The following is a 22,754-nucleotide window of genomic DNA, read 5'->3' as shown; positions in this document are numbered from 1 at the left end:
GAGAACACAGAGAATTGGCCTGTGCCTTTCTCTGTGTTCTCTGTGGTTCGAAAGGACTTTTGCGATACCCTCCCAAGGGGGCGAGGGGCTTTGGGTGTCGTACATCCCTGAAAGACCACAACTCATGAGGCTGTCTTTTTAGACAGCCTCTAAGAACCAGTAGGAGCAATATGGCAAACCCCAACCTGACACTCTTTTCAGATAGGGTGGCGACTACCGGTGTGATGCCGGTACAACAGATTAAAGATGCCATTGACCGGTACATATTATCGGACCAGCCAATCGAACCGGCCCAACTCCAGCCATCGAGTTTGGATCTCAGGTTGGGGACACAGGCGTACCGCGTCAGGGCTGGTTTCTTGCCGGGCCCGAAATCCACTGTCCTCGCTTGCCTGGAGCGGCAAGGAGACGACGTCGTCCCGCTCGACCTTTCGTCTCCGCAAATATTCGAGCGTAACCACGTCTATATAGTACCGCTTATGGAACGGATGAGGCTTCCTAAGAAAGTATCGGGAAAAGCCAATCCGAAAAGCAGTACCGGGCGATTGGATATCTTCACGAGGCTGATTACGGATTATGGCGTGGAGTTTGATCGCGTCCCGGAAGCCTACATAGGGCCCTTGTATGCAGAGATTTCTCCGCGATCCTTTTCGGTCCGCGTTCATCATGGAGCCACGCTGAATCAGTTACGATTTGTTGTCGGTTCCCCATCTCCGTCGGACAGGAGTATTCGCGACCTCCATAAAAGCCAAGGACTGGTCTATGCCAATGACGGTACCGTCATTGACGCGAACGTCGATAAGGGGCTTACGCTTTCAATAGACCTTGAGTTAGGCAATGATTCGGGACCTGTCGGATACATTGCGAGAAGTACTTCCGCTGTGATCGATATTAGTAAGACGAACCACTACGAGACCGAGAAATTCTGGAAATCAATAGCAAGGCCCATGGACGGCCGAATCATAATCGAGCCAAATCACTTCTACATACTTGCCTCCAAAGAGTTGGTCAGGATTCCACCCGATTACGCCGCCGAGATGATTGCCTTCGATCCGGTTATTGGGGAGTTCAGGGCTCATTACGCCGGTTTTTTCGATCCCGGGTTCGGTGATGGTAACATCCAAGGAGTGCGCGCCGTTCTCGAAGTAAAGGCCCACTACGTACCCTTTTCTCTGCAACATGGACAAATTGTAGCGAGGATGATATACGAAAGAATGATGCAGGTACCGGACCGCCTATACGGCAGGGAGCTTGGATCGTCATATTACAATCAAGGGCTCACACTGAGTAAACATTTTGTTCGAGGTCCATGAGTACCATTAACCCGCATATCTCACCGGCCTGCATAGCCTTAGAGACTGTCTAAAAAATCAAGATACCTTGGTCTTAACTGCTTGCCGAAGGATTCAGCCGCAAATGAACGCGAATGAACGCAAATGAAGATCACTGCTTAAATTTGCGTCTATTTGCGGCAAAAAATAAGGGGCTTAAGGAACCTAAGGAGAATCGATGGTTTGGTACGAAACGACCGAAATTTACAGTTTTCCAACTGAAAACCAATAAAATCAGTGTATTAATTTCTAGACAGCCTCTCAACACCTCTGCGGCTCCACAGAGGCATCAACCGTCGGTAGAGGCGGTATAAAGGCAGGGGCGTCGTCAAGCGGCTTGGCCGAGGATGCCGTCGCCCAGGTCCACCGCAGCGAGGATGCCGGCGTTGAGAAGATCCTCGAGCCCCGGCGCGGCAGGGTCGATGCACCCATCCTCCGCGACGGTCTTCTTGAGGCAGGCCCGAAGAAAGGCGTCGGCGTCATCTTCCTCGCCGGCGATCCAGTCCCCCAGCCGTGTGGCTACCGCTTCCTCGTAGCCGGAGCGCATCAGGCGGGTAAAGTCGATCAGCCTCCGGCGTTCCGGAAATGCCTCGTACAGGTGTTCCCAGTGGGAGGTAGGCGTCTCCGGCCCCGCCGCCGCCAGGTGAGGGGCCAGGGCGCCGAGGGCCTCACGGTAGTGCCCGGCGAGCGCGGTGCGGCGTCCAGGCACATGCAGGGCCCACACCACCTGGGGATAGAGATCCCCCGGATCGTCCGCGAGTAGCTCGGCGAGGGTCTGTTCAGCGGTTGCGGCATCCCGGATGCGAAACAAGAGATCGGCCCGGCCGGCACCGGCGGCGCGGCGCAGGAACGGGGCGCCGCGCTTTTCCCCCTCCAGCGCCGCCGCGCGGTTGGTGGTCTCAGCATCCGACTCGACGGATTGCGTACCGGGCTCCGGGTACAGGGCATCGTGTGCTTCCTTCTCCCGTACCGCCTCGTACTCGGCGATCTCGGCGTCCGACCTGACAGGGTACATACCGGGCTCCGGAGGCAGGGCACCCCAGTCTCCCGCTTCCCGTACTGCCTGGCATTCGGTAGCCTTGGCATCCGATGCGACGGACTCCATATCGGGTTCCGCATATGGGTCGTGGTCGGCTAGCTGTTGCCGTACCTCGGCGACACTCTCGGCGCCGGCATCCAGCAGACGCCGGAGGACGGTGCTCCGTTCGTCCTCACCGAAGGTCTGTACGTAGTGGGTGTGCACCGCGGCGGCCTCCTCCGGGCGGCCCCAGGCGATCAGATATTGGGCCAGGAGGTAGGGAGCGATCGGATCATCCGGGAGGTCTTGGAAAGTCCGGCGCAGCAGTGCCTCCGCCTCGCCTTGGCGGCCGGTGCGGGCCAGCAGCCGGGCCAGCTCGACGCGGGCGACCGCATCACCTGGATCGCGCGCATAGGTTTCCCGGAACAGGACTTCCGCCTCGGCTTCGCGACCGGTGTGGGCCAACAGGCGGGCCAGCTCGTTGGGGGCGACTGCATCATCTGGATCGCGCGTATGGGCCTCCCGGAACAGATTCTCTGCTTCCGATTCCCGTCCCTGGTCCACCAGGAGCCGAGCGAGCTGGTTGCGGACCACGGCGTTGTCCGGTAGGCGGCGAACCGCCTCCCAGTAGACGGCCTGGGCGATGTCGGGGTGGCCGAGGCGATTCAGGGCGCTGCCGCGCAGATCCCAAGCGTGGCTGTCGTTCGGGGACCAGCGGAGGGCATCGCGCGCCCAGGCGAGGGCATAGCCCGGCGCCCAAGGCAGCACCGCCTTGCCTAGGTTGCAGGCGGAGCGGACGAAGAAATAATCATCGCCGGTGGCCTCGGCATGGTGTTCGTATCCGTCCAGCACGCGCTGGATCTCCGGTAACAGGGTCGCTCGCTCGCCCCGCCTTAATCGTTGGAAAAGACCATCGAGTTGTTGCTTCGTCGGCGGAGCAGGAGGCTTTCCCGTCCATTTACCGCGCAGCGCCGGCTCCGATTCTTTCAGCCAGTCAATGAAGGGCTGGTCCCGATATTGCCGATTGGTCAGTGGCGCCTGCCACAGCCCGCGCCAGGTCTTGCCGGTGCGCGGAAAGCGGGCCTTGAGCGCCCGCCAGCGGCGCAGGAAGTCCCGCTGGTCCCGCGGTGTCGATGCCAATCCCGCACCGAAGCGGGCCAGACCCGCGATGAGCTCGGGGCTGGCGCCATGCCCCTTGGCGTCCGGTAGATTGCTCAGGCCACTCAGGGCCGGGTCGATCATATCCCGCAAGGAGGGGCGTGCGGCGTCCTTGCACAGGCGCAGCCAGTAAAAACGTAGGCGCTGGTCGGTCTGGGTGAGGGCGGCGGCCTGGGTCAGGGCCCGCGGCAGGTCCCAGGCCTCGGACAAGCGCAGGGGCCCGACCCGGCGGGTCAGCTCCAGGAAGTTGTCCTGAATCCAGGCACCACTGCGGGGCAGATCCAGTAGCCAGATGGTGGACAAGGCGCCCATGGTCTCGGTGACGAAACGTGACAGGCCGTATTCCGCATGCCGTTCCGGGTCCATGTCCATGCGGCGGGCAGCAAGCCAGTCGCGCAGGGTCTCGTCGAGCAGGCACAGATCCGGGTCGTCCGCCGGCAGGCCCCCGAACAGGCGGTCCAGGATGTCCGGCGGTGCCGCCCGCTCATAGGGTGGGACCCGGGCCAGGCCGCGCAGCATCGCGTCGAGGGCGGCCTTGGGCTCTACCCGAAAGCGCGCTAACCACGCGGGGGTATGGTCGGTTGCCAAGGGCATATTCATGGATCGGTCCATTCGGTGGGTAATTGGCCGAAATCGTCCCGGCCACTCTCGTATTTTAGGCAAAAGAGATGGTCCGCGCGCAGGGAATCGAGCCCCGGATTGCGCAGGGCCGTCACCGGCTCGGTGACCACCCCGACCTTATGGATGTGCTCGGGTCGGTATGCGAAACGCAGGTGCAGGACCTCCGCGATCTTATGCTCACACTCCGGGTCGCCCATTAATTGCAGGGTACGTCCATAGGGCAACTGACGTGGGGCGGGCAGGAAACAGGCCGTGAATTCATGGTCCAGCACGGTGGGCACGCACACAGGATGCACGGCCTCGGTCTGTTTGCGGGCGGCTTGGAGTAGGTCCCGCACCGGATAGCTCATGAGCGCGACGGGCATGGTCTCGCCCGGTTTGGGGTCGAAGTGCGCCAGCCCGAAGCGGTCGCGGGCCTGGTTGGCCCAATCCGGCTTGTCGATTGTGTCTTCCACATCTTGGAAGAAGCCCGCGAAGCGTGGGCGGATTGAATGGGGATTGCGGTTCAGTGAAGCGCAGATGTCTTCCAAGGCGGCCTGGGCATCGATTGCGTCATACTTGCCGGCCGGCGCCTTGTTGGTCGCTACCGCCAGGATCTCCTGCAACTCGGCGATGGTCAGGCCCGTCTCGTGCAGGGCGTACTTGAGGTTCTCGATCCTGACCAGCCGTTGGTCCTCCTGGAGATCGCCCGAGTGGGCGGCAGAGGCGTTGAGAGTGGTGAAGGTTTCCGGCACCTCGCGGTGGATTGCCCGCGGGAGATACCGGTCGCGGTGCCAAAGGTCCCAGGCATCGAAATCGGACGTCTGGCCCTGCAACGCCTCCTCGTAGTTTGTTTGTCGTCGGTGAAGAACCCGCTCCTCGAACAGGTAATTGCCGCAATAGGCCGCGCGTGTGAGATCGCCGCTCGCACAGCCGTCTTTGAGCAGGTCTTCCAGTTCCTTAAAGCGTGGGGTCACGGCATGCTCGCTTCCATCAGTCGATAAGAAATCGGTAGTGGGTAGTGGGTAGTCTGCTCGTTCCCACGCTCCAGCGTGGGAACGCAAGTGTGGCCGCTCCAGCGGCCAAGGTTTCATGACGCTAGAGCGTCTGGACCTGCTCCCACGCTGGAGCGTGGGAGCCTGAGAGTAGGTCTTCCAGCTCTTTGAGGCGCGGGGTCACAGTATTCTCCCTTCCACTAATACCCTGTTTCACAATAATTTTATAGTAAAACTGGTCTCTGTCATCTCGACCGAAGGGAGAGATCCTTGTCCCGAGCGTAGCGAGGGATCTTTAGCGATGAGGCAACCACAAAGTCACAAGATTCCTCCTTCGTCGGGACAAGGATTTCTCGCTTCGCTCGAAATGACAGGGAGTGGTTTTAACATGCTATTTTTGTTGAAACGATGTACTAGTCGAGTAAGCAATTTATACGCGCTCGTCCTGACTCACTCCCTACGCGTCCGACAACCCGTCATTTCTTCGCATCCAAGTCTTGAATCCGACTCAGCGTTTCTATGGCCGCCTGTTCTCCACGCAGGGCGCAGAGCAGGCTGTCGTAGCCTTCGTTGCGGCCCATCGCGGCGTAGAGATTGGGATTGCCCCCATTCATGGCGAGTAGGGATTGCACCAGCCTATCTCGCCGGGCGCGGGCCTCGGCGAGTTGCGTGGCCGGGTCAGGGATCGATTCGGATTGATTCATGTGGACTGATCCGCTGCTTCGGATGCCTTGCTGACTGGGGAAACGCCGGTTATTTGATCTTCATCCCCGGTTCCGCGCCTTGGTCCGGGCTCAGGATGAAGAGGTCCTTGCCGCCGGGTCCCGCGGCCAGGACCATGCCTTCGGATACTCCGAAGCGCATCTTGCGCGGGGCCAGGTTAGCGACCATGACCGTGTGCCGGCCTACCAGGTCGGCGGGGTCGTAGGCGGCACGGATGCCGGCCAAGATGGTCCGGGTCTCGCCGCCCAGATCGAGGACGAGTCGCAACAGCTTGTCGGCCCCCTCCACATGGTCCGCAGCGGCGATGCGTGCGACTCGCAGGTCGATCTTGGCAAAATCGTCGAACTCGATGGTATCCGCAATCGGGGCCCGGGCCAGATACCCTTCGGTGCGCGGCGTGCGGGCGTGGGTCTCATCGGTGTCCGCACCGGCAAGATCCGCTTTGGATGCCTCCACCATGGCCCGGATCTGCTTGGGCTCGACCCTGGTCATCAGGGGTTTGAACTTGCTGATCTCGTGGTCTACCAGCGGCTCGGAGAGCACATCCCAGGTCAGGGGCGGTATGCGCAGGAAATCCTCCGCGGCCTCTGTGGTGCCGGGCAGAATGGGAGCTAAGTAGCCGATCAGGACCCGAAACAGGTTCAGCCCCACGGAGCAGATGTCTTGCAGCTCCTGCATGCGGTCCGCCGCTTTGGCCACTACCCAGGGGGCCCGCTCGTCGATATACCGATTGGCGCGGTCGGCCAGGACCATGATCTCCCGCGCGGCACGGCTGAACTCCCGGCCTTCGTAGGCCTCGGCGATGGAGGCGCCGGCGCGCACGAACTCGGCGAATAGCGCCGGCTCGGCGGGACGTGGCGATAGCCGACCATCGTAGCGCTTACTGATAAACCCGGCGCAGCGGCTGGCGATGTTCACCACCTTGCCTACCAGGTCCGCGTTGACCCGCAGGGCGAAGTCCTCCAGGTTGAGGTCGATGTCCTCGACGCCGGGACCCAGCTTGGCGGCGAAGTAGTAGCGCAGGTACTCCGGATTCAGGTGGTCCAGGTAGGTGCGGGCCTTGATGAAGGTGCCACGGGATTTGGACATCTTCTGCCCATCCACCGTGAGGAAGCCGTGGGCGAAGATCGCCGTCGGCGTGCGGAACCCCGCACCGTGCAGCATGGCCGGCCAGAACAGGGCATGGAAGTAGATGATGTCCTTGCCGATAAAGTGGTAGATCTCGGCGTCCGCAGCGAGGCCCCAGAAGTCGTCGAAGGCGAGGCCATCCGTCCGATCGCACAGGTTTTGGAAGCTGGCCATGTAGCCGATGGGGGCGTCCAGCCACACATAGAAAAATTTGCCCGGGTGGTCCGGGATCTCGAATCCAAAGTAGGGGGCGTCGCGCGAGATGTCCCATTCCTTGAGGCCCGCTTTGAACCACTCGTCGAGCTTGTTGGCGACCTCCTTCTGCAGGCTGCCGCTGCGGGTCCACTGCTTGAGTTGGGCCTCGAAATCCCCGAGCCGGAAGAAGTAGTGTTCGGACGCGCGCTCCTCCGGCTGGGCACCGGAGACGGCAGAGCGGGGGTTCTTGAGCTCGGACGGGGAGTAGCTGGCGCCGCAGGCCTCACAGTTGTCCCCATACTGCTCGGGGGTCCCGCACTTGGGGCACTCGCCCGTGATGAAGCGGTCCGGCAGAAATATCCCCTCCACCGGGTCGTAGGCCTGGGTGATGGTGCGGCTGGCGATATGGCCCTGGTCCCGGTTGCGCTCATAGACCAGGCAGGCGTAGTGACGGTTCTCCGGCGAGTGGGTCGAATGATAGTTGTCGAAGCCGATGCGGAAGTCCGCGAAGTCCGCCCTGTGTTCCTCCGCCACCCGCGCGATTAGCTCCTCGGGCTCGATGCGGTCCTGGCGGGCACGCAGCATGATGGGCGTGCCGTGGGCGTCGTCGGCACAGACGTAATAGCAGCGATGCCCGCGCATCTTCTGGAAGCGGACCCAGATGTCCGTCTGAACGTATTCCACCAGGTGACCGACGTGGATGGGACCGTTGGCGTAGGGCAGGGCGCTGGTAACCAGGATGTCTCGCTTGTTTTTCATAGCGGGGCAGGTCCGATGGATGGATCCATAAGGCTCCCATTAGAATGGATGCCAAGTCAAAAATGAGTTGATGATGGGCACCCGCCAAGGGTACCCAGACAGAAGATCTTTGCGTATGAATACTTGCCTGGTCGGCATGAGAAACGGGGCAGATACACTGAGGATTCCAGGAAAAATAATGAAATTCTTGTAAAGGTGCTCTTAATCGAGGACGAAGTTGCGGATGCCACCCCGGTGTGGCGCTTTCGTGAGCACCTCAAGGCGTTGGAACTGCTGGAGCGGGTGTTCAATCGCTTCGACGACTTGCTGGCCGCTGAGGGCTTTGAGGCCAGGCAGGGGCAGATTATCGACGCGGCGATCGTTCCGGTGCCGATCCAACCCAATCCTGGAATGGCCCACGTTTACGTCCTCTTTTCGGCATCAGTGCGTCAGTATTTCATCAACTATTCATCAAGCGCGCTGAAAAACTGAATTTTTCAAGGCCCCCATTTAGCGAACGGCTGATTCCAGGCGTTGGGAAATTCGAGTTGGGTTATCTAACCACCTGAAACAAAATAGTCTATGTTAAAGCTCAACCGCCCCCGGAAGAGATCACCGTTTTCGCCCCTGCCCTGCCAGACGGCGCAGGCCATAAACCGCAAGAAACAGGCCGAAATGCGCCCAAATGCCGATCACGACGAGCACGCCGAAGGGAAGCGGATAGTCACGCAACTGGAATTTGCGGAAGAAGCGCACCATGCCCTTGTGTTTGTGCCATTCCACCGCGATCGGCCGGCCGGTGCTGCAGCTACCCTGATGGTGAACCACTGCCACGTTCGGCACCAAATAGAGCTTCCAACCCGCGCGCCGGAAACGCATGAACCAGTCCAGATCTTCGCAGTGCAGGAAATAGCCTTCGTCGAGCGGGCCGACCTCCTCGAGCGCCGACCTGCGGACCAGCATCAAGGCGCCGGAGACCGCCTCTACCGGGACCGGCCCTTCAGGCACAGGATCATCGATCAGGTCCAGGCGCTCATTCCGAGTAAGCTGCGGGAAAAACCGCCCCAGGTAGAGGAAACGCGTCAGTCCGATCCGAGGCGTCGGGATCCGACGACGGGCAGACCGCTGCTCGCTTCCGTCCGGATTACGAATCATACAGCCGGCCATTCCGGCATCCGGGGTCGCGTCCATGAAATCGAGCAGCTGCCCGAGGGAATCGGGACCGACGATGCAATCCGGATTCAGGATCAGCAGGTAGGGCGCACGCGTGTGGGCCAGGGCAAGGTTATTGCCCCGCGCGAAACCCAGATTGGAGCCGTGCTTCAGGATGGTCAGCCGCGGGTCCCCCCCTTGGTGCCTCCGAAGGCGAGTCAGGCTCCCGTCCCGAGACCCGTTGTCACTGACGAATACCTCCAAATCGATCGGTGAGGCGAGCACCGCCTGGACGCAATCCGCAAGCAGATCGCCGGCATTGTAGTTGACGATGATGACGCCGAGCATCGGGGATCCGTTACCGATCTTCTTCATTCTCGAGTTCGGGAACCTATCTCTCTGGCTCCCACGCTCCAGCGTGGGAGCCCGCGTAGGGCGGATAAGCTTGCGCCATCCGCCATATGCCAGCCACCTCCGTCGCCCTGGCCTGACCCGACCTACGGGCTCTCCCTTCGGCCGAGATGACGGGAAAATTTTGATGAAACTAAACACTAGGGGGCGTTCTCAATTGAGCTGAATCCTCATGAAAATCAAGCACATCAGGCCCATGCAGCAGCGGCTACGAATTTCCGAGACACTCCGCGGCGCGGAGCTTCCGCGTTCCCACGCGGCGCGTGGGAATGAGAGAAAATCTGTTAAGTGAGAACGCCCCCTAATACCTAGTTTCGACCGATGTTGCAAGTTCATAGTACCTGCTGGCTCACACGCTTGGTTCACACGCTCCAGTACGGGGACTAGCAATATCGAGCGAAACTACGTACTAGGTCTTGTTGGCATTTAACCTAACCGTTTGTTTTTCATCTGTTAGGTAGCCGCAATGCGCAAGCGGTCCGCACAGCGGACCCTACGGCTGATCGAGTGGTCAGGGTAGAGTCCGCTGTGCGGACCTTCTGAATGTCAACACGCCCCGGTACAGATGCGCACAAGAACCGGCAACAGGAACCACGAATGCACACGAATGAGGCAGCACGCCGCCTGCCTGTCGGGAGGTACCCGTCATTGATGGGCACGCTTCGCTTTGTGCATCCTATTAAGCAGTCGCAGCTCGGAAACCTCTATAGAATGACTGAACCTTAAAACCATCTTGAGGGGCGCTCGCTTTGCCCATCCTACAGGCGGTGGCGCCAGTGCCGGCGTCTTAACGCAACCTGCACCCACATTACCCCCGCGCGGCCTCCACGGGAACGGCCGTGATACGCAGATCCGGCCCGACCATGCGCAGATCCCGAATCGTGAGCTCGATACGATCCCGCATCCGTTCAAGGCCCGGTAGTCGGAAGAGCCCACGGGCGGCGTCACCCATGATATGAGGCGCCAGATAGAGGACGAGCTCATCCACCAGCCCCGCTTCCAGGAACGCCCCGGCCAGGGTCGGCCCCGCCTCCACCAGCACCTCGTTGATCTCTCGGCGGGCGAGGTCGCGCAGCAGGGACGCCAGGTCCACCCGCCCCCCACGCCCGGCACACACATAAACTTGGGCCCCCGCCGCTTCCAGCCGCATGACATCGGACGGCGCCTGACCCTCCGGACAGGCGATCAAGGTCGTACCCGGCAGGCCGAGCATGCGCGCGTTGGCGGGGGTGCGGAGGCGACTGTCGATCAGGACCCGCAAGGGTTGGCGTATCTGCTCGCCGGGCCGCATCCCCGGCAGCTCCTCCGCGCCGAGGCGCAGATCCAGGGCGGGGTCGTCCGCCAACAGGGTACCGATTCCGGTAAGGATCGCCGAGCTGCGCGCGCGCAGCCGTTGCACGTCCCGCCGCGCCGGCTCGGACGTGATCCACTTGCTTTCCCCACTGGCCATGGCGGTGCGCCCGTCCAGGCTGGCGGCCAGCTTACAGCGCACATAGGGCAACCCCTGGCTCATACGCTTGATAAAGCCGGGATTGAGGGCCCGCGCCTCGGCCGCCAGGACACCGACCTGGACGGCGACGCCGGCGGCCTTCAGGGTCTCCAGTCCCCGACCCGCCACCAGCGGATTCGGATCGACCATAGCGGCCACCACGCGCCGCACCCCGGCCGTCAACAGGCCCTCGGTGCAGGGCGGGGTCTTGCCCTGACGGCAGCAGGGCTCCAGGGTGACATAGGCGGTTGCACCCCTGGCCTGCCCGACTGCGGCCGTGAGCGCGTTGCGCTCGGCATGGGGCTCACCGGCACGGCGGTGGTAGCCCTCGCCCACGACCTCACCGGCGCGGACCAGGACACAGCCCACTCGGGGATTCGGATCGGTGGTAAAGAGCCCCAGGCGCGCGAGCCGCATCGCCCGCGCCATGCAGGCAAGGTCGTCAGCGGCATCTCCGCTCAAGGCTTCTTTTCCAGATCGGCCAACAGGTCCATCTGGTGGCGCTTGGCCTCGGGCGTGAGCTGGCGCTCCAGGCGTTCGATCTCCTCGCGGAAGGCGGCCACGTCCTCGAATTTGCGGTAGACGGAGGCAAACCGCACATAGGCCACCTGGTCCAGCGCCCGCAGCTCGTCCATGACCAACTCGCCGATCGTGCGCGACGAGACCTCCCCTTCCCCGCCGGTAACCAAGCGCCGGTTGATGCGGGCCAGGGCCGCCTCGATCTCCTCGGTGCCGACCGGGCGCTTCTCCAAGGCCCGCATGATGCCTGAGCGCAGCTTGCCCGCGTCGAATGGGACCCGGGAACCGTCACGCTTTTCCACGCGCGGGAGGTCGAGCTCGGCACGCTCGTAGGTGGTGAAGCGCTCCTTGCACCGGACGCACCGGCGACGACGGCGCACCTGATCGCCCTCCCCCGCCAACCGGGAGTCGGTAACCTTGGTGTCCTGGGCTCCACAGAAGGGGCAACGCATGGCGATTCGATAGATGAATGATGAATGATGAGTGATGAGTGATGAGTGATGAGTGATGAGTGATGAGTGATGAGCGCATTCATCATTCAGAAGATGCGTTCGTGCCTTGCGGTAGTGTCATCCTGTAGAACCCATCGCACTCACTGTGTCGATTCAGAGGTAGCCGCCAATGGTACAGGATTGACAGGATTTTCAGGATTAACAGGATTAACAGGATTAACAGGATTAACAGGATTAACAGGATTATTTTATGGCTCTTTATGGATTCCGGACTGCTGACGATCATGGAAGGGCACGACCGGATGTTTTGGAGTGCGGCCTGTCTGCCGCCAGGCAGGCGGCAACCTTACCCCGATACCGACCGGAATCCGCGGTACCCGACCCAGCCCCGGGGCGGGCCTAGCGTACCGACCCGCCGCTTTGGATTCGGTAACGCACCATCCCGCAGAGGCACAACGGTCAGGGGAAAGCGCCGTCGCCGCGGCGCGTGCGTAACCCGGCGTCCAGGTTCCCGGTAAACACCACGGGTATCCCCAATTGCTGAGGTTCGATTCGACCGCGCCGCTTTGCCGGCGCACTCCAAAGCAGTCTGGAATCCATAAAGAGCCTATTTTATTATGGAAACAATACCTTAAAAAATCCTGTCAATCCTGCTCATCCTGTTAATCCTGTCCTAATTAGCGGCTGTCACCTAGCCCGCAGACTCACTACATCCTACAGGCCCGTGTACACGGGAAACCGTGCGCATAGCGCCAGCGCCTTCGTCTTGACCTGGTCGACCACGGCCTGCTCGCCCCCGGCGTCGATGATATCGCACATCCAGCCCGCCAGCTCCCGCACCTCCCCGGTCCCGAAGCCGCGGGTGGTCACGGCAGGGGTCCCGACCCGGATGCCGCTGGTGACGAACGGGGACTGGGGATCATTGGGCACCGCGTTCTTGTTCACCGTGATATTGGCCGCCCCGAGCCAGGCCTCCACGTCCTTGCCGGTGAGCCCCTGCTCGATAAAGCTGACCAGAAACAGGTGGTCACTGGTGCCGCCGGATACCACATTGTAACCCCGGGAGATAAAGACCTCCGCCATGGTCCGGGCGTTGTGCAACACCTGCTGCTGATAGGTCTTGAATTGGGGCTCCAGTGCCTCCTTGAAGGCCACGGCCTTGGCGGCGATCACATGCATCAGAGGGCCACCCTGGGTACCGGGAAAGACCAGGGAACTGAGCCGCTTCTCAACCTCCGGATTCGACTTGGCCAGGATCAGACCACCGCGGGGACCACGCAGGGTCTTATGGGTGGTCGTCGTGGTGACGTCCGCGATCCGCACCGGGCTCGGGTACAGACCCACGGCCACCAGGCCCGCCACATGGGCCATATCCACGCACAGAAAGGCGCCGATCCCATCGGCGATGGCGCGAAAGCGCCCCCAGTCGACCACCCGGGAATAGGCCGAGAAGCCGGCCACGATCATGCGCGGGCGGTGCTCCCGCGCCAGCCGCTCCACCGCCTGATAGTCGATCTCCTCGGTGGCCGGATCCAGCCCGTACTGGACCGCATCATAGAGCTGGCCCGAGAAGTTGGGCTTGGCCCCGTGGGTGAGGTGCCCGCCATGGGCCAGGCTCATGCCGAGGATGGTGTCTCCGGGTTGGCACAGGGCCATGTAGACCGCCGCATTGGCCTGGGAGCCGGAATGGGGCTGAACATTGGCATAGTCCGCGCCGAACAGGGCCTTGGCACGGTCCACGGCCAACCGCTCGGCGACGTCCACATGTTCGCAGCCACCGTAATAACGCCTGCCGGGATAGCCCTCGGCGTACTTGTTGGTGAGCACCGTACCCTGGGCCTGTAAGACCCTGGGGCTGGCATAGTTCTCGGATGCGATCAGCTCGACGTGCTCTTCCTGCCGCCGCTCCTCGTCCCGGATCACCCGCCACAGCTCGTCGTCATAACCGGCAATCTGTGTGGTCTTGTCAAACATCGAACCTTCCTCACCGCCAAATTGGTATAGTTTAGCTGCTTTCCACGCAATGGACCCCGATTTTCGGTAGTGGCTCAGTTCGCGAAAAAACGGAAATTGCGAAAAAACGCAATGACGCAAGGACGCCAAGAAAGAACAAAGAATCTTTGCGTCTTGGCGCCATTGCGTCCTGGCGTTAAATGGGCGTATCCTGGCCGCAACCCAGCCTACGGCCTACGGTCCCTTTTTAGACAGTCTCTTAGAGGTTCCGGTTGAGGTTCCGGCTTTAGGCTAGATCCCCGTAAATTGCGACTGGCCTCATATCCGACGATATTTATTCTTGCGGAGTACTAGATTACTTCTTATACTTGATCCTACACGACTGAGTTTTCTATCCCTTGATGGCCCTTGATAGAGATTTTCCGGGGGAAACTATGAACAGGCTGAAGATCCTGGGTAAAGGTATCTTAGGTGCCTTGCTTGGCATGACGGTAGGTACTGCGAGTGCCGGGGAGCCCTATGCCACCCCGTCGCAGTGCGCATTAAACTCGGTAAGTGCCAAGCTGGCGCGAGCCGTCGGTAAGATCCTGGTCAATCAGGGGGCAGGCTATATCAGAGGGAAGGTAGGCAGAAAGCTGGAGAGAGGTGCCCGCGTGATGGCCATGGAAGGAAGCAAAGCCACCATCAAGTTCGACGATAAAGATAAATGTAACTATACCTTGAAAGATGACGAGGTCCTGACCATCACCGACGTCAGCCCTTGTGCGAAACGTGCCACCCTGGAGCGGATCGACGGCGATGATGATGCTAAGATCAGTCGGAGATCGCGGATCAAAACAGGACGGATAGGTGAGAGGCTGCGGAGGGGCGACCAGGTGGCGGTTCCGAAGGGGCACAAGGCCATCATCAGATTCGATGATGGCTGCGAACATACCTTGGAAGATGACGAGATCTTGACTGTCGGTGATGTCAGCACCTGTTGCACATTGAAGGACACCTTCAGGTCCCATAGTGTCGCTTCGCAGAATCCCGTGCCCGACCTCACACTTGCAAGAGCCCACCGCGGCGGCGTACAGGCTAGGCATGCTATTACTGGCCCTGGTCATCTATATACCGCGCCCACTGTCGCCGCACCTGGTGTCGCCACCACCACTAGCTGGTGGTCGTGGTTGCCCGGGTGGGGGGTAGGGTTGTCGGCGGGTTGGTTCATTCCTATTATCGCTATCGCTGTAATAGCTGTGCCGATCGTGGATACAGCAACTGGAGGAACCGACAACCCTCCGCTCAGCCCGTAGCGAAGGTTCGGGTGCGGAGTGCGCCGGCAAAGCGGCGTGGCCGCATCGAACCTCAGCCACGGGGGATACCAGCGGCGTTTGCCGGGAATCCGGCCCTTAGGTTCCACCCGCGCCGTGGCGACGGCGCTTTCCCCTGGCCGCAATACCTTTGCTGGGAACGGATACCTCGCCAAATCCAAAGCGGCGGCAGGAGCGTGCCACTTGGCCGCCCCCCGCTTTATGCCTCTGTAGGTTTCGGTAAGCATCGGGGTTACTTATCGGCGGCTCGGAGACGTTGCTGCACGGCCGCTTCGGATAACCAGATCAGCGCCGCTTCCTGATCCGATTTCGGCTCCTGATGGGACAACAGCAAGAGACCGTCGTCCACTGCCCAGGTGAGGGGCCCCTGGATGTCGACGGGACCCGGCAGCAAACGCCGAGTCGGCTTCCCCAAACGCCGGGTGAGCTGTCGCCGTAGGGTCTCGTGGTAGGCGCGGCGATAATTGAGCTTGGCCGCCCTCAGCCTAGCGCCCTGCAGAAACAGGGTGAAGGCACGTGCGGGTATGGCGCTGAAGGCACCGAGCTCGGCGCTACAGAGCCGATCGCCGAAGGGATTGGCACCCTCGTCACAGGTCAGCTCCAAATCCGGAAACAGCCCCCGGAACTGCGCCTCCGTCATGCCCGAATGCAATTTCTCGATGGCTAAATTGAGCTCGTCCTTGCCGAACAGATACAGCATCGCCAAATCCGTCCGGCGCTGTCCGTCCTCGGTAAACACCAACCAGACAATCGGCCCGAGCACGATGGCGAGCAGGAGCGATTTCTTATAGAAGGGATTCAGTCGTAGATCCATGGCCGGTTGATTTTATATCCGTTATCTCCAAAGCGGCCAGGACGGGGGGCGTAGCAACAGGGCTACCGAATAATAGCCTCTGCTGAAACATGGCCTTGGGTAATTAATGGTTCAGAGCCCTGTTGTGGTTGCCATCTATGGCACTGCATTCCGGCACTCCCTACCCGCGGGCGTTCTACCGACGGCCGGCATTTCTTCCCGGTGGGCAACCGGCCCGAGGCGCCCTTGGCAGACTACTTCTCGAGCGATCGAGCCCATGCTCGGTCAGACCTCCGCTGCCCAAGAGTGGCAAGGGCCGTGAACAAACGCCACTATCGGCCATCGTCCGCTCGCCCGGGTGCACGCACTCGCCTCAAGTAGGCCCTTGTTCGCGCCCTTTGTAGATGGGACCATAGCGGGTACGTCAAGGTCGAGAGCCTATCCTTCATTTTCATGCAAGGCGCTTCTGCCCTATCCCACCTGCCCCGGCGTCGCATTGTTCGGGTTCGGGGTTGTCACTGAGTCATGGCCGACCGCAACCAAACCGATGGCCGGGTGCGGCGCGGCGGGCGTGGGATCGGGGGTTGGCGTTTGCTGCTCTCGGTGGGTCGCTGGGTCTTGCTGCTAACCCTTGCTGCCGGTCTCGCCGGTGTGCTCCACGCCATTCACCTGGACGGCACCCTCCGTGCCAAGTTCGAGGGCAAGCGCTGGGCGCTGCCCGCACGGGTGTTCGCCCGGCCGCTTGAGCTCTATGTGGGCCGACCGCTGAGTGTGGAGGCACTGACCAGTGAGCTGGAGCGTCTGCGGTATCGTCGGGTGAAGACCCCGAACTATCTGGGGTCCTACTCCCGCCGGGGGGACCGCTTCCTGGTGCATACCCGGCCCTTCCGTTTCTGGGACGGTCCCGAGCCCGAACGCATCCTGGACATCCGGATCAAGGACGGCCAGGTGGCCTGGCTCAAAGACACCGCTGGCGGCGTCGATCCGGCCTTGGTGCGCCTCGACGCGGTGCTAATCGCGAGCATTTACCCTACTCATAACGAGGACCGGGTCCTGATCCGGGGCACGGATCTACCCCCGCTCATGGTCGCCGCCTTGCTGGCGGTAGAGGATCGGGACTTCTACCGGCACTGGGGAGTGAATCCTCGGGCCATCGCCCGCGCCATGTGGCGCAATCTGCGGGCCGGCGGGGTGGTCGAGGGCGGCAGCACTCTGACCCAACAGTTGGTCAAGAACTTCTACTTGACCGACGAGCGCACCCTGACGCGCAAGCTCAACGAGGCCGTGATGGCCGTTCTCCTCGACCTGCATTACGGCAAGGATGAGATCCTGGAGGCCTATGTCAACGAGATCTTTCTCGGCCAGGACGGCCAGCGGGCCATCCATGGCTTCGGCCTGGCGAGTCATTTCTACTTTAACCGCTCCCTGGACGAACTGGGAATCGCCGAGACGGCCCTGCTGGTAGCCCTCATCAAGGGACCTTCCTTCTACCACCCGCGGCGCTATCCGGAGCGGACCCTGGCGCGACGCAACTTGGTCATCGACATGCTCCGGGAGCAGAAAGTCATCAGTGCCGAGAAGGCGGCGGCGGCCAAACGGGCGCCGTTGGGGGTCAGCGACAAGGGCGGTCGGCCGGCGGGGGCCTACCCCGCGTACCTCCAATTGGTGCGGCACCAACTGCAGCGGGATTATCGGGAGCAGGATCTACGCTCCGAGGGGCTGCGCATTTTCACCACCCTGGATCTCCTGGTCCAGGCGGTCGCTGAAGCGGCCGTGCGCGAGCGGGTGCCGAAGTTGGAGCGTGGGCGTGGATTCAAGGCCGGGACCTTGGAGTCCGCCGCCGTTGTCACCTCCGCCGCGCAGGGGGAGGTCCTGGCCCTGGTGGGCGGGCGCGATCCCGGTTATGCGGGTTTCAACCGCGCCCTCGATGCAGTCCGACCCATCGGCTCGCTCATCAAGCCAGTGGTCTATCTCACGGCCCTGTCGGAACCGGAACGCTATAGCCTGGTCAGCCTGCTTTCGGACCGCCCGGTAAGCCTGCGCACCCGGGACGGCAAGCGCTGGGAGCCCCGGAACTACGACCGCAAGACCCACGGGCGGGTGCCCCTCTACCAGGCGTTGGCCAAGTCCTATAACCTGGCGACGGTCAATCTCGGACTGGAGCTGGGTCTCGACAAGGTGGTGGCGGCCCTGGACACCCTGGGCGTGCGCCGGCCTGTGGACCCAGTGCCGGCATTGCTGCTGGGTTCCGTATCCCTGACCCCGCTGGAGGTCAGCCAGATCTACCAGACCTTGGCCGCGGGCGGCTTCTATGCCCCCCTGCGTGCCATCCGCGAGGTATTGGATGCCGCCGGCCAACCGCTGAGCCGCTATCCGTTGGCCGTCGAGCCGGTGGCAGACGCCGCCGCCGTGTACCTCACAACCTGGGCCATGCAGCAGGTAGTCCGGCAGGGGACGGCGAGGGCGCTGAGAAAACGCCTCCCCGCAGGGTTGACGGTGGCCGGCAAAACGGGTACGACCAATGGTCAGCGCGACAGCTGGTTCGCCGGCTTCAGCGGCGACAAGGTCCTGGTGGTCTGGGTAGGACGGGACGACAATGGACCCACCAAGCTGACCGGGGCCAGTGGGGCGTTGCGAATCTGGGGTGATATCATGACCTCCATCGAGAACCGGCCACTACCCGAATTCCGGCCGGAAGGCGTGACCGAAGTTCGGGTCGATCCCGTAACCGGCCTGCTGGCAGACGTGCGTTGCAGACGGGGGGTAAGCGTGCCCTTTTCCGTGCGGGGTGTGCCGACAGTGAAGTCCGGGTGTGGCCTAGCGTCCGCTGCCGTTGTCCCCAGGACGGCAGACAGGCGACCCCCACCTGCCCCTGTCCCTCGCCCTGCCCCTCGCGTTGAGAAGAATGAGGAGAAGACGAAAACCGAAGGTGCATTCGACGAGTATATGCATGGTGATTGATGGACAGATGTTTCCTGATCGTTCTGTTGGCGGTCGGCCTTGCCGCCTGTGCCCCCCCGCAACGGGGCGGCCCGCCGCCCCCGGTAATTGCCAAGCCGGCGCCTCGGCCTGCGCTGAAGCCGATCTGCCGGCCGGGGGGACCGCGGCCCTGTATCCCACGATCCAGGCCATGTGCCGGGAGGCCGTGTCGTCGTTAGCGAAACCGAAATACTATCAGTCGCCTCGGCAAGACCCGCGAGAGGTGAGGATGTCGCAAGCAGTACTCACCCTTCGACCCCCTCTCCCCAAGCCCCCTCGCTGCGCTCGGCGCAGGCTCTCTCCCGGTGGGAGGGTGTCGCAAAAGACCTTTCGAACCACAGAGAACACAGAGAAGGGCACGGGCCACAGGGCGGGCGCGTATAAATTTCTTTTTGATTAACAAGTTACTACCAGCCGTGTCGATTGGGCAAAGCCGGGAGCGCCGGCATCCTGCCGGCTCGTAGGTTGGGCAAAGCCGGATCAGGGACGATCCGGCGTGCCCAACAGCAACATTTCGTTGGGCACGGCGCACCGTCCAAAGATGGGGTTCGCTGCGCTCACCACATCTTACGGCCCTTGCCCAACCTACAAGATCATGTTTTCGGGAGGATTTATACGCGCTCGCCCTGGCACGGGCCGATTCTCTGTGTTCTCTGTGTTCTCTGTGGTTTAAACTTCACGGACAGGCAGCTGACGCCACCGTTTTTGCGACACCCTCGAGAGGCGGGAGCGGGAGTGGATCCAGTGAGCGCATGCACGATTTAAATGGTGACCAAGTGAATAGAATAATCCTGATCATTCTGTTGGCGGCCGGCCTTGCCGCTTGTGCCCCCCCGCAACGGGTCGGCCCGCCGGCCCCCATCATAACCGCCGGTCGGTCGGCGCCCAAGCCTCCACATCCGAAGCCTAAGCCCCCCAAGCAGGAGGTAGCCGAGGTCTACCCCTATCGACCGCCCGCCTCCGCACCGGACGCCCCCACTCCGCAGAGCGCCGTTCCGGCACAGGAATCGCGTCAGGCAAAGGCCGGTCCCGGGTCCGAGCCGGCGGTCAAGTCCACGCCTGAACAGGAAACCCCGGCGCAGCCGGCAAAGGTTCCGTCCAAAGGCGCGACGCCCGCCCCGCGGGCCATAGCTGCTGCCCCCCCACCGCCGCCGCCGACTCCGAGCCTGTCGCCGGCGGTGAGTAAGCTGGTCAAGCAGGCCGAGCGGCAGCGCCGGGTGAGGAATTACGTGAGCGCCGCGGCGAACCTGGAGCGCGCCCTGGGCCTCCAGCCCCTGGAGCCCTATGTCTGGAACCGCTTGGCGCGGGTACGCATGGAGCAGGGACGCTACGCCCAGGCACGCAATCTGGCCTCACGCTCGAATGTCCTGGCCGGGGGAAAGCAGAGCGCCCTCACGCGCGACAACCGGAACATCATCGCCGCTGCCCAGCGGGCCGACAGCGATACGGCCAGAGCCATGGAGGCCCAGCGCAATGCCCGCGGCGGCTAAAGGTATCAATAAGGTTCTTTGCCGACTGGGCCGCGGATGCATTAACCGCAGAGACGCAGCGCGTTTTCGACGAGGTATGTGACTGAACGGCGGGTAGTACGGCTTGCCTGCTGCGCTCCGATCGCAGAAACCTGCTGGTGATCGTTTTCTCTGCCTCCCCAGCGTCTTAAGCGGTTCAAATGGAAAGCCAGGTCGGTCGAGTCAGGCGCGCGTTCCGGGGTCGAGTCGATCCAGGCGTGCTTTAACCCGACCGCCAAGAAAAACCACGCATCACGCGAATCCTCGCGGATTGATTCGCGCGCTTCGTCGTTTTCTCCTTCTAAAGACATGGCCGGCGGCCACCTGGACCAGATCCGAGACATCCTCGGCCCCGCGGGATTGCTCTCCGAGCGCCTGTCGGGCTATCGCCACCGTCCCCAGCAACAGGCCATGGCGGAGGCGGTAGCCGCCGCGCTGGAGGCCGGCGAGACCCTCATCTGCGAGGCCGGCACCGGCACCGGCAAGACCTTCGCCTACCTGGTCCCGGCCCTGCTCTCAGGGCGCAAGGTCCTGGCCTCCACCGGGACCCGCAATCTGCAGGACCAGCTCTTCCACCGCGACCTGCCCCTGGTCCGCGAGGTACTGAAGGTCCCCGTGCGCATCGCCATGCTCAAGGGGCGGGGAAACTACCTGTGTCGCTACCGACTGGATGTGGCCCTGCAGGACCACCGGCGGCGGTTCGTAGCGCTGCGCCGACAGCTGCTCAAGGTACGCGATTGGGCCGCGGTGACCCGCAGCGGCGACGTGGCCGAGTTCGATCTGCCCGAGGATGCCCCCGTGTGGCCGGTGGTGACCTCCAGCAGCGACAACTGCCTGGGCCAGAGCTGTCCGGACTGGGGCCATTGCCACCTGGTAGAGGCCCGGCGCCGGGCCCAAGGGGCAGATTTGGTGGTCATCAACCACCATCTGTTGTGTGCCGACCTCTCACTGCGGGACGAGGGATGCGGTGAGATCCTCCCCGGCGCGGACTGCTTCATCATCGATGAGGCCCATCAGCTGCCGGACGCGGCAAGCAACTTCTTCGGCCTGGCGGTCAGCGGTCGCCAATTGCTGGATCTGACCAGGGACCTGGAGCTCGAGTACCGACGCGAGGCAGGTGATATCCCCGCGCTCCTCGACCGCACCGACGATCTGCGCCGCGGGGTCCTCGACCTGCGCCTGAGCCTGGGCGAGGAGGCACGGCGAGGACCCTGGAGCGAGCTGGCGGCGGATCCGGGCTCGCTCCAGGCGCTGGATACCCTGCGCACCCGCATGGGCGACCTGCACGCCGTCCTCGAGGCCCTGCAGGGGCGCGGCAAGGGACTCGACAGCTGTCTGGCCCGCAGCGCCGAGTTCGGCCGGCGTCTTACCCTCCTGGCGGAAGGCGACGACTCGGAAGACATCCGTTGGTACGAGACCCAGGGCAAGGGTTTTCGGCTCCACCAAACGCCCTTGCAGGTAGCGGACATCTTCCAGTCCCAGCGGGAACGCTACCGGGCGACCTGGATCTTCACCTCCGCCACCCTGGCCGTAGGCGAGCGCTTCGATCACTTCGCCCGCCAGCTCGGCATCGGCGATGCCCGCACGGAACGCTGGGAAAGCCCCTTCGACTATGGCCGCCAAGCCCTGTGGTTCGTACCCAAAGGGCTGCCGGACCCCGCCACCGGGACCTATGGCACCGCGGTCGTGGAGCTGGCGGCACAGATCCTCGCATACAGCTGCGGTCGTGCCTTTCTGCTCTTTACCAGTCACCGCGCCCTGCGTGAGGCCGCGCCCGGGCTGGAAGCGCGCATCCCCTATCCGCTGCTGGTGCAGGGCAGCGCCCCCCGTGCCGAACTGCTGGAGCGCTTCCGGCGCTTGGGCAACGCCGTACTGCTGGGGACCGCGAGCTTCTGGGAAGGCGTCGACGTGCGCGGGGAGGCCCTGTCCTGCGTCATCATCGACAAGCTGCCCTTCGCCTCGCCCGGAGACCCGGTCCTCGCCGCCCGCATCGACGCCCTGCGGCGCCGCGGCGGCAATCCCTTTCGGGACCTTCAGCTGCCCCAGGCGGTCATCGCCCTCAAGCAAGGGGCGGGGCGCCTCATCCGGGATGTTCGGGATCGCGGCGTGCTGGTGGTTTGCGATCCCCGCTTACTGAGTCGCTCCTACGGCCATGCCTTCCTCGCCAGCCTCCCCCCCATGCGCCGCTCTCGGGACCTGGGAGATGTGCAGGCCTTCTTCGCGGCGGAGGTCTGAGCAAAAAACGACGAATTCTTGTGCTTCCAGGATCACGATTTCGTAGATGCTGCTGTCTACCGCA

The 22,754-nt window shown here is 62.5% G+C and carries 17 protein-coding genes; 7 read left to right on the top strand and 10 right to left on the bottom strand.

The features are described 5' to 3' along the window. Positions 1–170 precede the first annotated feature (170 nt). Complete coding sequence (locus E1958_RS08075; protein WP_133511429.1) at positions 171–1,313, top strand: 2'-deoxycytidine 5'-triphosphate deaminase; 1,143 nt, start codon at positions 171–173, stop codon at positions 1,311–1,313. Positions 1,314–1,659: 346 nt separating this feature from the next. On the opposite strand, the gene E1958_RS08070 is transcribed toward E1958_RS08075, so the two are convergent. The 4 genes from E1958_RS08070 to metG all read right to left on the bottom strand — a co-directional run bounded on the left by E1958_RS08070 (position 1,660) and on the right by metG (position 7,928). Beyond that, the gene (locus E1958_RS08070; RefSeq protein WP_165741685.1) at positions 1,660–4,107 is read right to left on the bottom strand and encodes a tetratricopeptide repeat protein; all 2,448 of its coding nucleotides are present in this window, start codon (positions 4,105–4,107) and stop codon (positions 1,660–1,662) included. Beyond that, entirely contained in the window at positions 4,104–5,084 is a 981-nt protein-coding gene (locus E1958_RS08065; protein ID WP_133511427.1) for a hypothetical protein, read from the bottom strand. The genes E1958_RS08070 and E1958_RS08065 overlap by 4 nt, the downstream gene beginning before the upstream one ends. 494 nt (positions 5,085–5,578) lie before the next feature. After that, positions 5,579–5,806, bottom strand: a complete 228-nt coding sequence (locus tag E1958_RS08060) for a hypothetical protein (protein ID WP_133511426.1) — start codon at positions 5,804–5,806, stop codon at positions 5,579–5,581. Positions 5,807–5,855: 49 nt separating this feature from the next. Continuing rightward, positions 5,856–7,928 carry a methionine--tRNA ligase gene (metG, locus tag E1958_RS08055; RefSeq protein ID WP_341534730.1) on the bottom strand — a complete coding sequence of 691 codons (2,073 nt, stop codon included), beginning with the start codon at positions 7,926–7,928 and terminating at the stop codon, positions 5,856–5,858. Between the two features lie 174 nt (positions 7,929–8,102). Between metG and E1958_RS08050 the strand changes: the two genes are divergently transcribed. Then, a complete protein-coding gene (locus E1958_RS08050) occupies positions 8,103–8,378 on the top strand; it encodes a hypothetical protein (RefSeq protein ID WP_133511424.1) in 276 nt (91 codons plus the stop codon). Positions 8,379–8,498: 120 nt separating this feature from the next. Here the strand turns inward: E1958_RS08050 and E1958_RS08045 are convergent, their stop codons facing one another. The 3 genes from E1958_RS08045 to nrdR all read right to left on the bottom strand — a co-directional run bounded on the left by E1958_RS08045 (position 8,499) and on the right by nrdR (position 11,909). Then, on the bottom strand, positions 8,499–9,413 hold the full coding sequence (locus E1958_RS08045) for a glycosyltransferase family 2 protein (protein WP_133511423.1): 915 nt from the start codon (positions 9,411–9,413) through the stop codon (positions 8,499–8,501). Between the two features lie 844 nt (positions 9,414–10,257). After that, positions 10,258–11,367, bottom strand: coding sequence for a bifunctional diaminohydroxyphosphoribosylaminopyrimidine deaminase/5-amino-6-(5-phosphoribosylamino)uracil reductase RibD (gene ribD / locus E1958_RS08040; protein ID WP_133511466.1), 1,110 nt, complete (start codon positions 11,365–11,367; stop codon positions 10,258–10,260). A 29-nt stretch (positions 11,368–11,396) separates the two neighbouring features. Further along, positions 11,397–11,909, bottom strand: coding sequence for a transcriptional regulator NrdR (gene nrdR, locus E1958_RS08035; protein ID WP_089729446.1), 513 nt, complete (start codon positions 11,907–11,909; stop codon positions 11,397–11,399). Between the two features lie 69 nt (positions 11,910–11,978). Between nrdR and E1958_RS08030 the strand changes: the two genes are divergently transcribed. Next, a complete protein-coding gene (locus E1958_RS08030) occupies positions 11,979–12,188 on the top strand; it encodes a hypothetical protein (RefSeq protein WP_133511422.1) in 210 nt (69 codons plus the stop codon). 435 nt (positions 12,189–12,623) lie between these two features. On the opposite strand, the gene glyA is transcribed toward E1958_RS08030, so the two are convergent. Continuing rightward, on the bottom strand, positions 12,624–13,883 hold the full coding sequence (glyA, locus tag E1958_RS08025; protein ID WP_133511421.1) for a serine hydroxymethyltransferase: 1,260 nt from the start codon (positions 13,881–13,883) through the stop codon (positions 12,624–12,626). A 413-nt stretch (positions 13,884–14,296) separates the two neighbouring features. Here glyA and E1958_RS08020 point away from each other — a divergent pair, with 413 nt between their 5' ends. Next, complete coding sequence (locus tag E1958_RS08020) at positions 14,297–15,157, top strand: hypothetical protein (protein WP_133511420.1); 861 nt, start codon at positions 14,297–14,299, stop codon at positions 15,155–15,157. A gap of 250 nt (positions 15,158–15,407) precedes the next feature. Here the strand turns inward: E1958_RS08020 and E1958_RS08015 are convergent, their stop codons facing one another. Beyond that, positions 15,408–15,989 (bottom strand): hypothetical protein, encoded by a 582-nt coding sequence (locus E1958_RS08015; protein WP_133511419.1) that lies wholly within the window; start codon positions 15,987–15,989, stop codon positions 15,408–15,410. Positions 15,990–16,493: 504 nt separating this feature from the next. Here E1958_RS08015 and mrcB point away from each other — a divergent pair. Both mrcB and E1958_RS08005 read left to right on the top strand, forming a co-directional pair. Then, positions 16,494–18,929 (top strand): penicillin-binding protein 1B, encoded by a 2,436-nt coding sequence (gene mrcB / locus E1958_RS08010; RefSeq protein ID WP_133511418.1) that lies wholly within the window; start codon positions 16,494–16,496, stop codon positions 18,927–18,929. 794 nt (positions 18,930–19,723) lie between these two features. Further along, positions 19,724–20,437 (top strand): tetratricopeptide repeat protein, encoded by a 714-nt coding sequence (locus E1958_RS08005; protein ID WP_133511417.1) that lies wholly within the window; start codon positions 19,724–19,726, stop codon positions 20,435–20,437. 41 nt (positions 20,438–20,478) lie between these two features. On the opposite strand, the gene E1958_RS08000 is transcribed toward E1958_RS08005, so the two are convergent. Continuing rightward, a complete protein-coding gene (locus E1958_RS08000) occupies positions 20,479–20,766 on the bottom strand; it encodes a hypothetical protein (protein ID WP_133511416.1) in 288 nt (95 codons plus the stop codon). Here E1958_RS08000 and yoaA point away from each other — a divergent pair. Further along, entirely contained in the window at positions 20,765–22,690 is a 1,926-nt protein-coding gene (gene yoaA / locus E1958_RS07995) for a DNA repair helicase YoaA (RefSeq protein ID WP_207787893.1), read from the top strand. The two genes, E1958_RS08000 and yoaA, sit on opposite strands and share 2 nt — an antisense overlap. The last annotated feature ends 64 nt before the right edge of the window (positions 22,691–22,754 follow it).

The sequence above is a fragment of the Candidatus Thiosymbion oneisti genome, assembly GCF_004359955.1.
Lineage (GTDB): Bacteria > Pseudomonadota > Gammaproteobacteria > Chromatiales > Chromatiaceae > Thiosymbion > Thiosymbion oneisti.
This window is presented reverse-complemented; position numbering and strand designations above follow the sequence as displayed.

Excerpts from the sequence above, each read along its gene's own strand:
- E1958_RS08075 (WP_133511429.1), top strand. The coding sequence starts at position 171 with ATGGCAAACCCCAACCTGACACTCTTTTCAGATAGGGTGGCGACTACC.
- E1958_RS08070 (WP_165741685.1), bottom strand. The coding sequence starts at position 4,107 with ATGAATATGCCCTTGGCAACCGACCATACCCCCGCGTGGTTAGCGCGC.
- E1958_RS08060 (WP_133511426.1), bottom strand. The coding sequence starts at position 5,806 with ATGAATCAATCCGAATCGATCCCTGACCCGGCCACGCAACTCGCCGAG.
- E1958_RS08045 (WP_133511423.1), bottom strand. The coding sequence starts at position 9,413 with ATGAAGAAGATCGGTAACGGATCCCCGATGCTCGGCGTCATCATCGTC.
- ribD (WP_133511466.1), bottom strand. The coding sequence starts at position 11,367 with ATGGCGCGGGCGATGCGGCTCGCGCGCCTGGGGCTCTTTACCACCGAT.
- nrdR (WP_089729446.1), bottom strand. The coding sequence starts at position 11,909 with ATGCGTTGCCCCTTCTGTGGAGCCCAGGACACCAAGGTTACCGACTCC.
- E1958_RS08030 (WP_133511422.1), top strand. The coding sequence starts at position 11,979 with ATGAGCGCATTCATCATTCAGAAGATGCGTTCGTGCCTTGCGGTAGTG.
- glyA (WP_133511421.1), bottom strand. The coding sequence starts at position 13,883 with ATGTTTGACAAGACCACACAGATTGCCGGTTATGACGACGAGCTGTGG.
- E1958_RS08020 (WP_133511420.1), top strand. The coding sequence starts at position 14,297 with ATGAACAGGCTGAAGATCCTGGGTAAAGGTATCTTAGGTGCCTTGCTT.
- E1958_RS08015 (WP_133511419.1), bottom strand. The coding sequence starts at position 15,989 with ATGGATCTACGACTGAATCCCTTCTATAAGAAATCGCTCCTGCTCGCC.
- mrcB (WP_133511418.1), top strand. The coding sequence starts at position 16,494 with ATGGCCGACCGCAACCAAACCGATGGCCGGGTGCGGCGCGGCGGGCGT.
- yoaA (WP_207787893.1), top strand. The coding sequence starts at position 20,765 with ATGGCCGGCGGCCACCTGGACCAGATCCGAGACATCCTCGGCCCCGCG.
- E1958_RS08000 (WP_133511416.1), bottom strand. The coding sequence starts at position 20,766 with ATGTCTTTAGAAGGAGAAAACGACGAAGCGCGCGAATCAATCCGCGAG.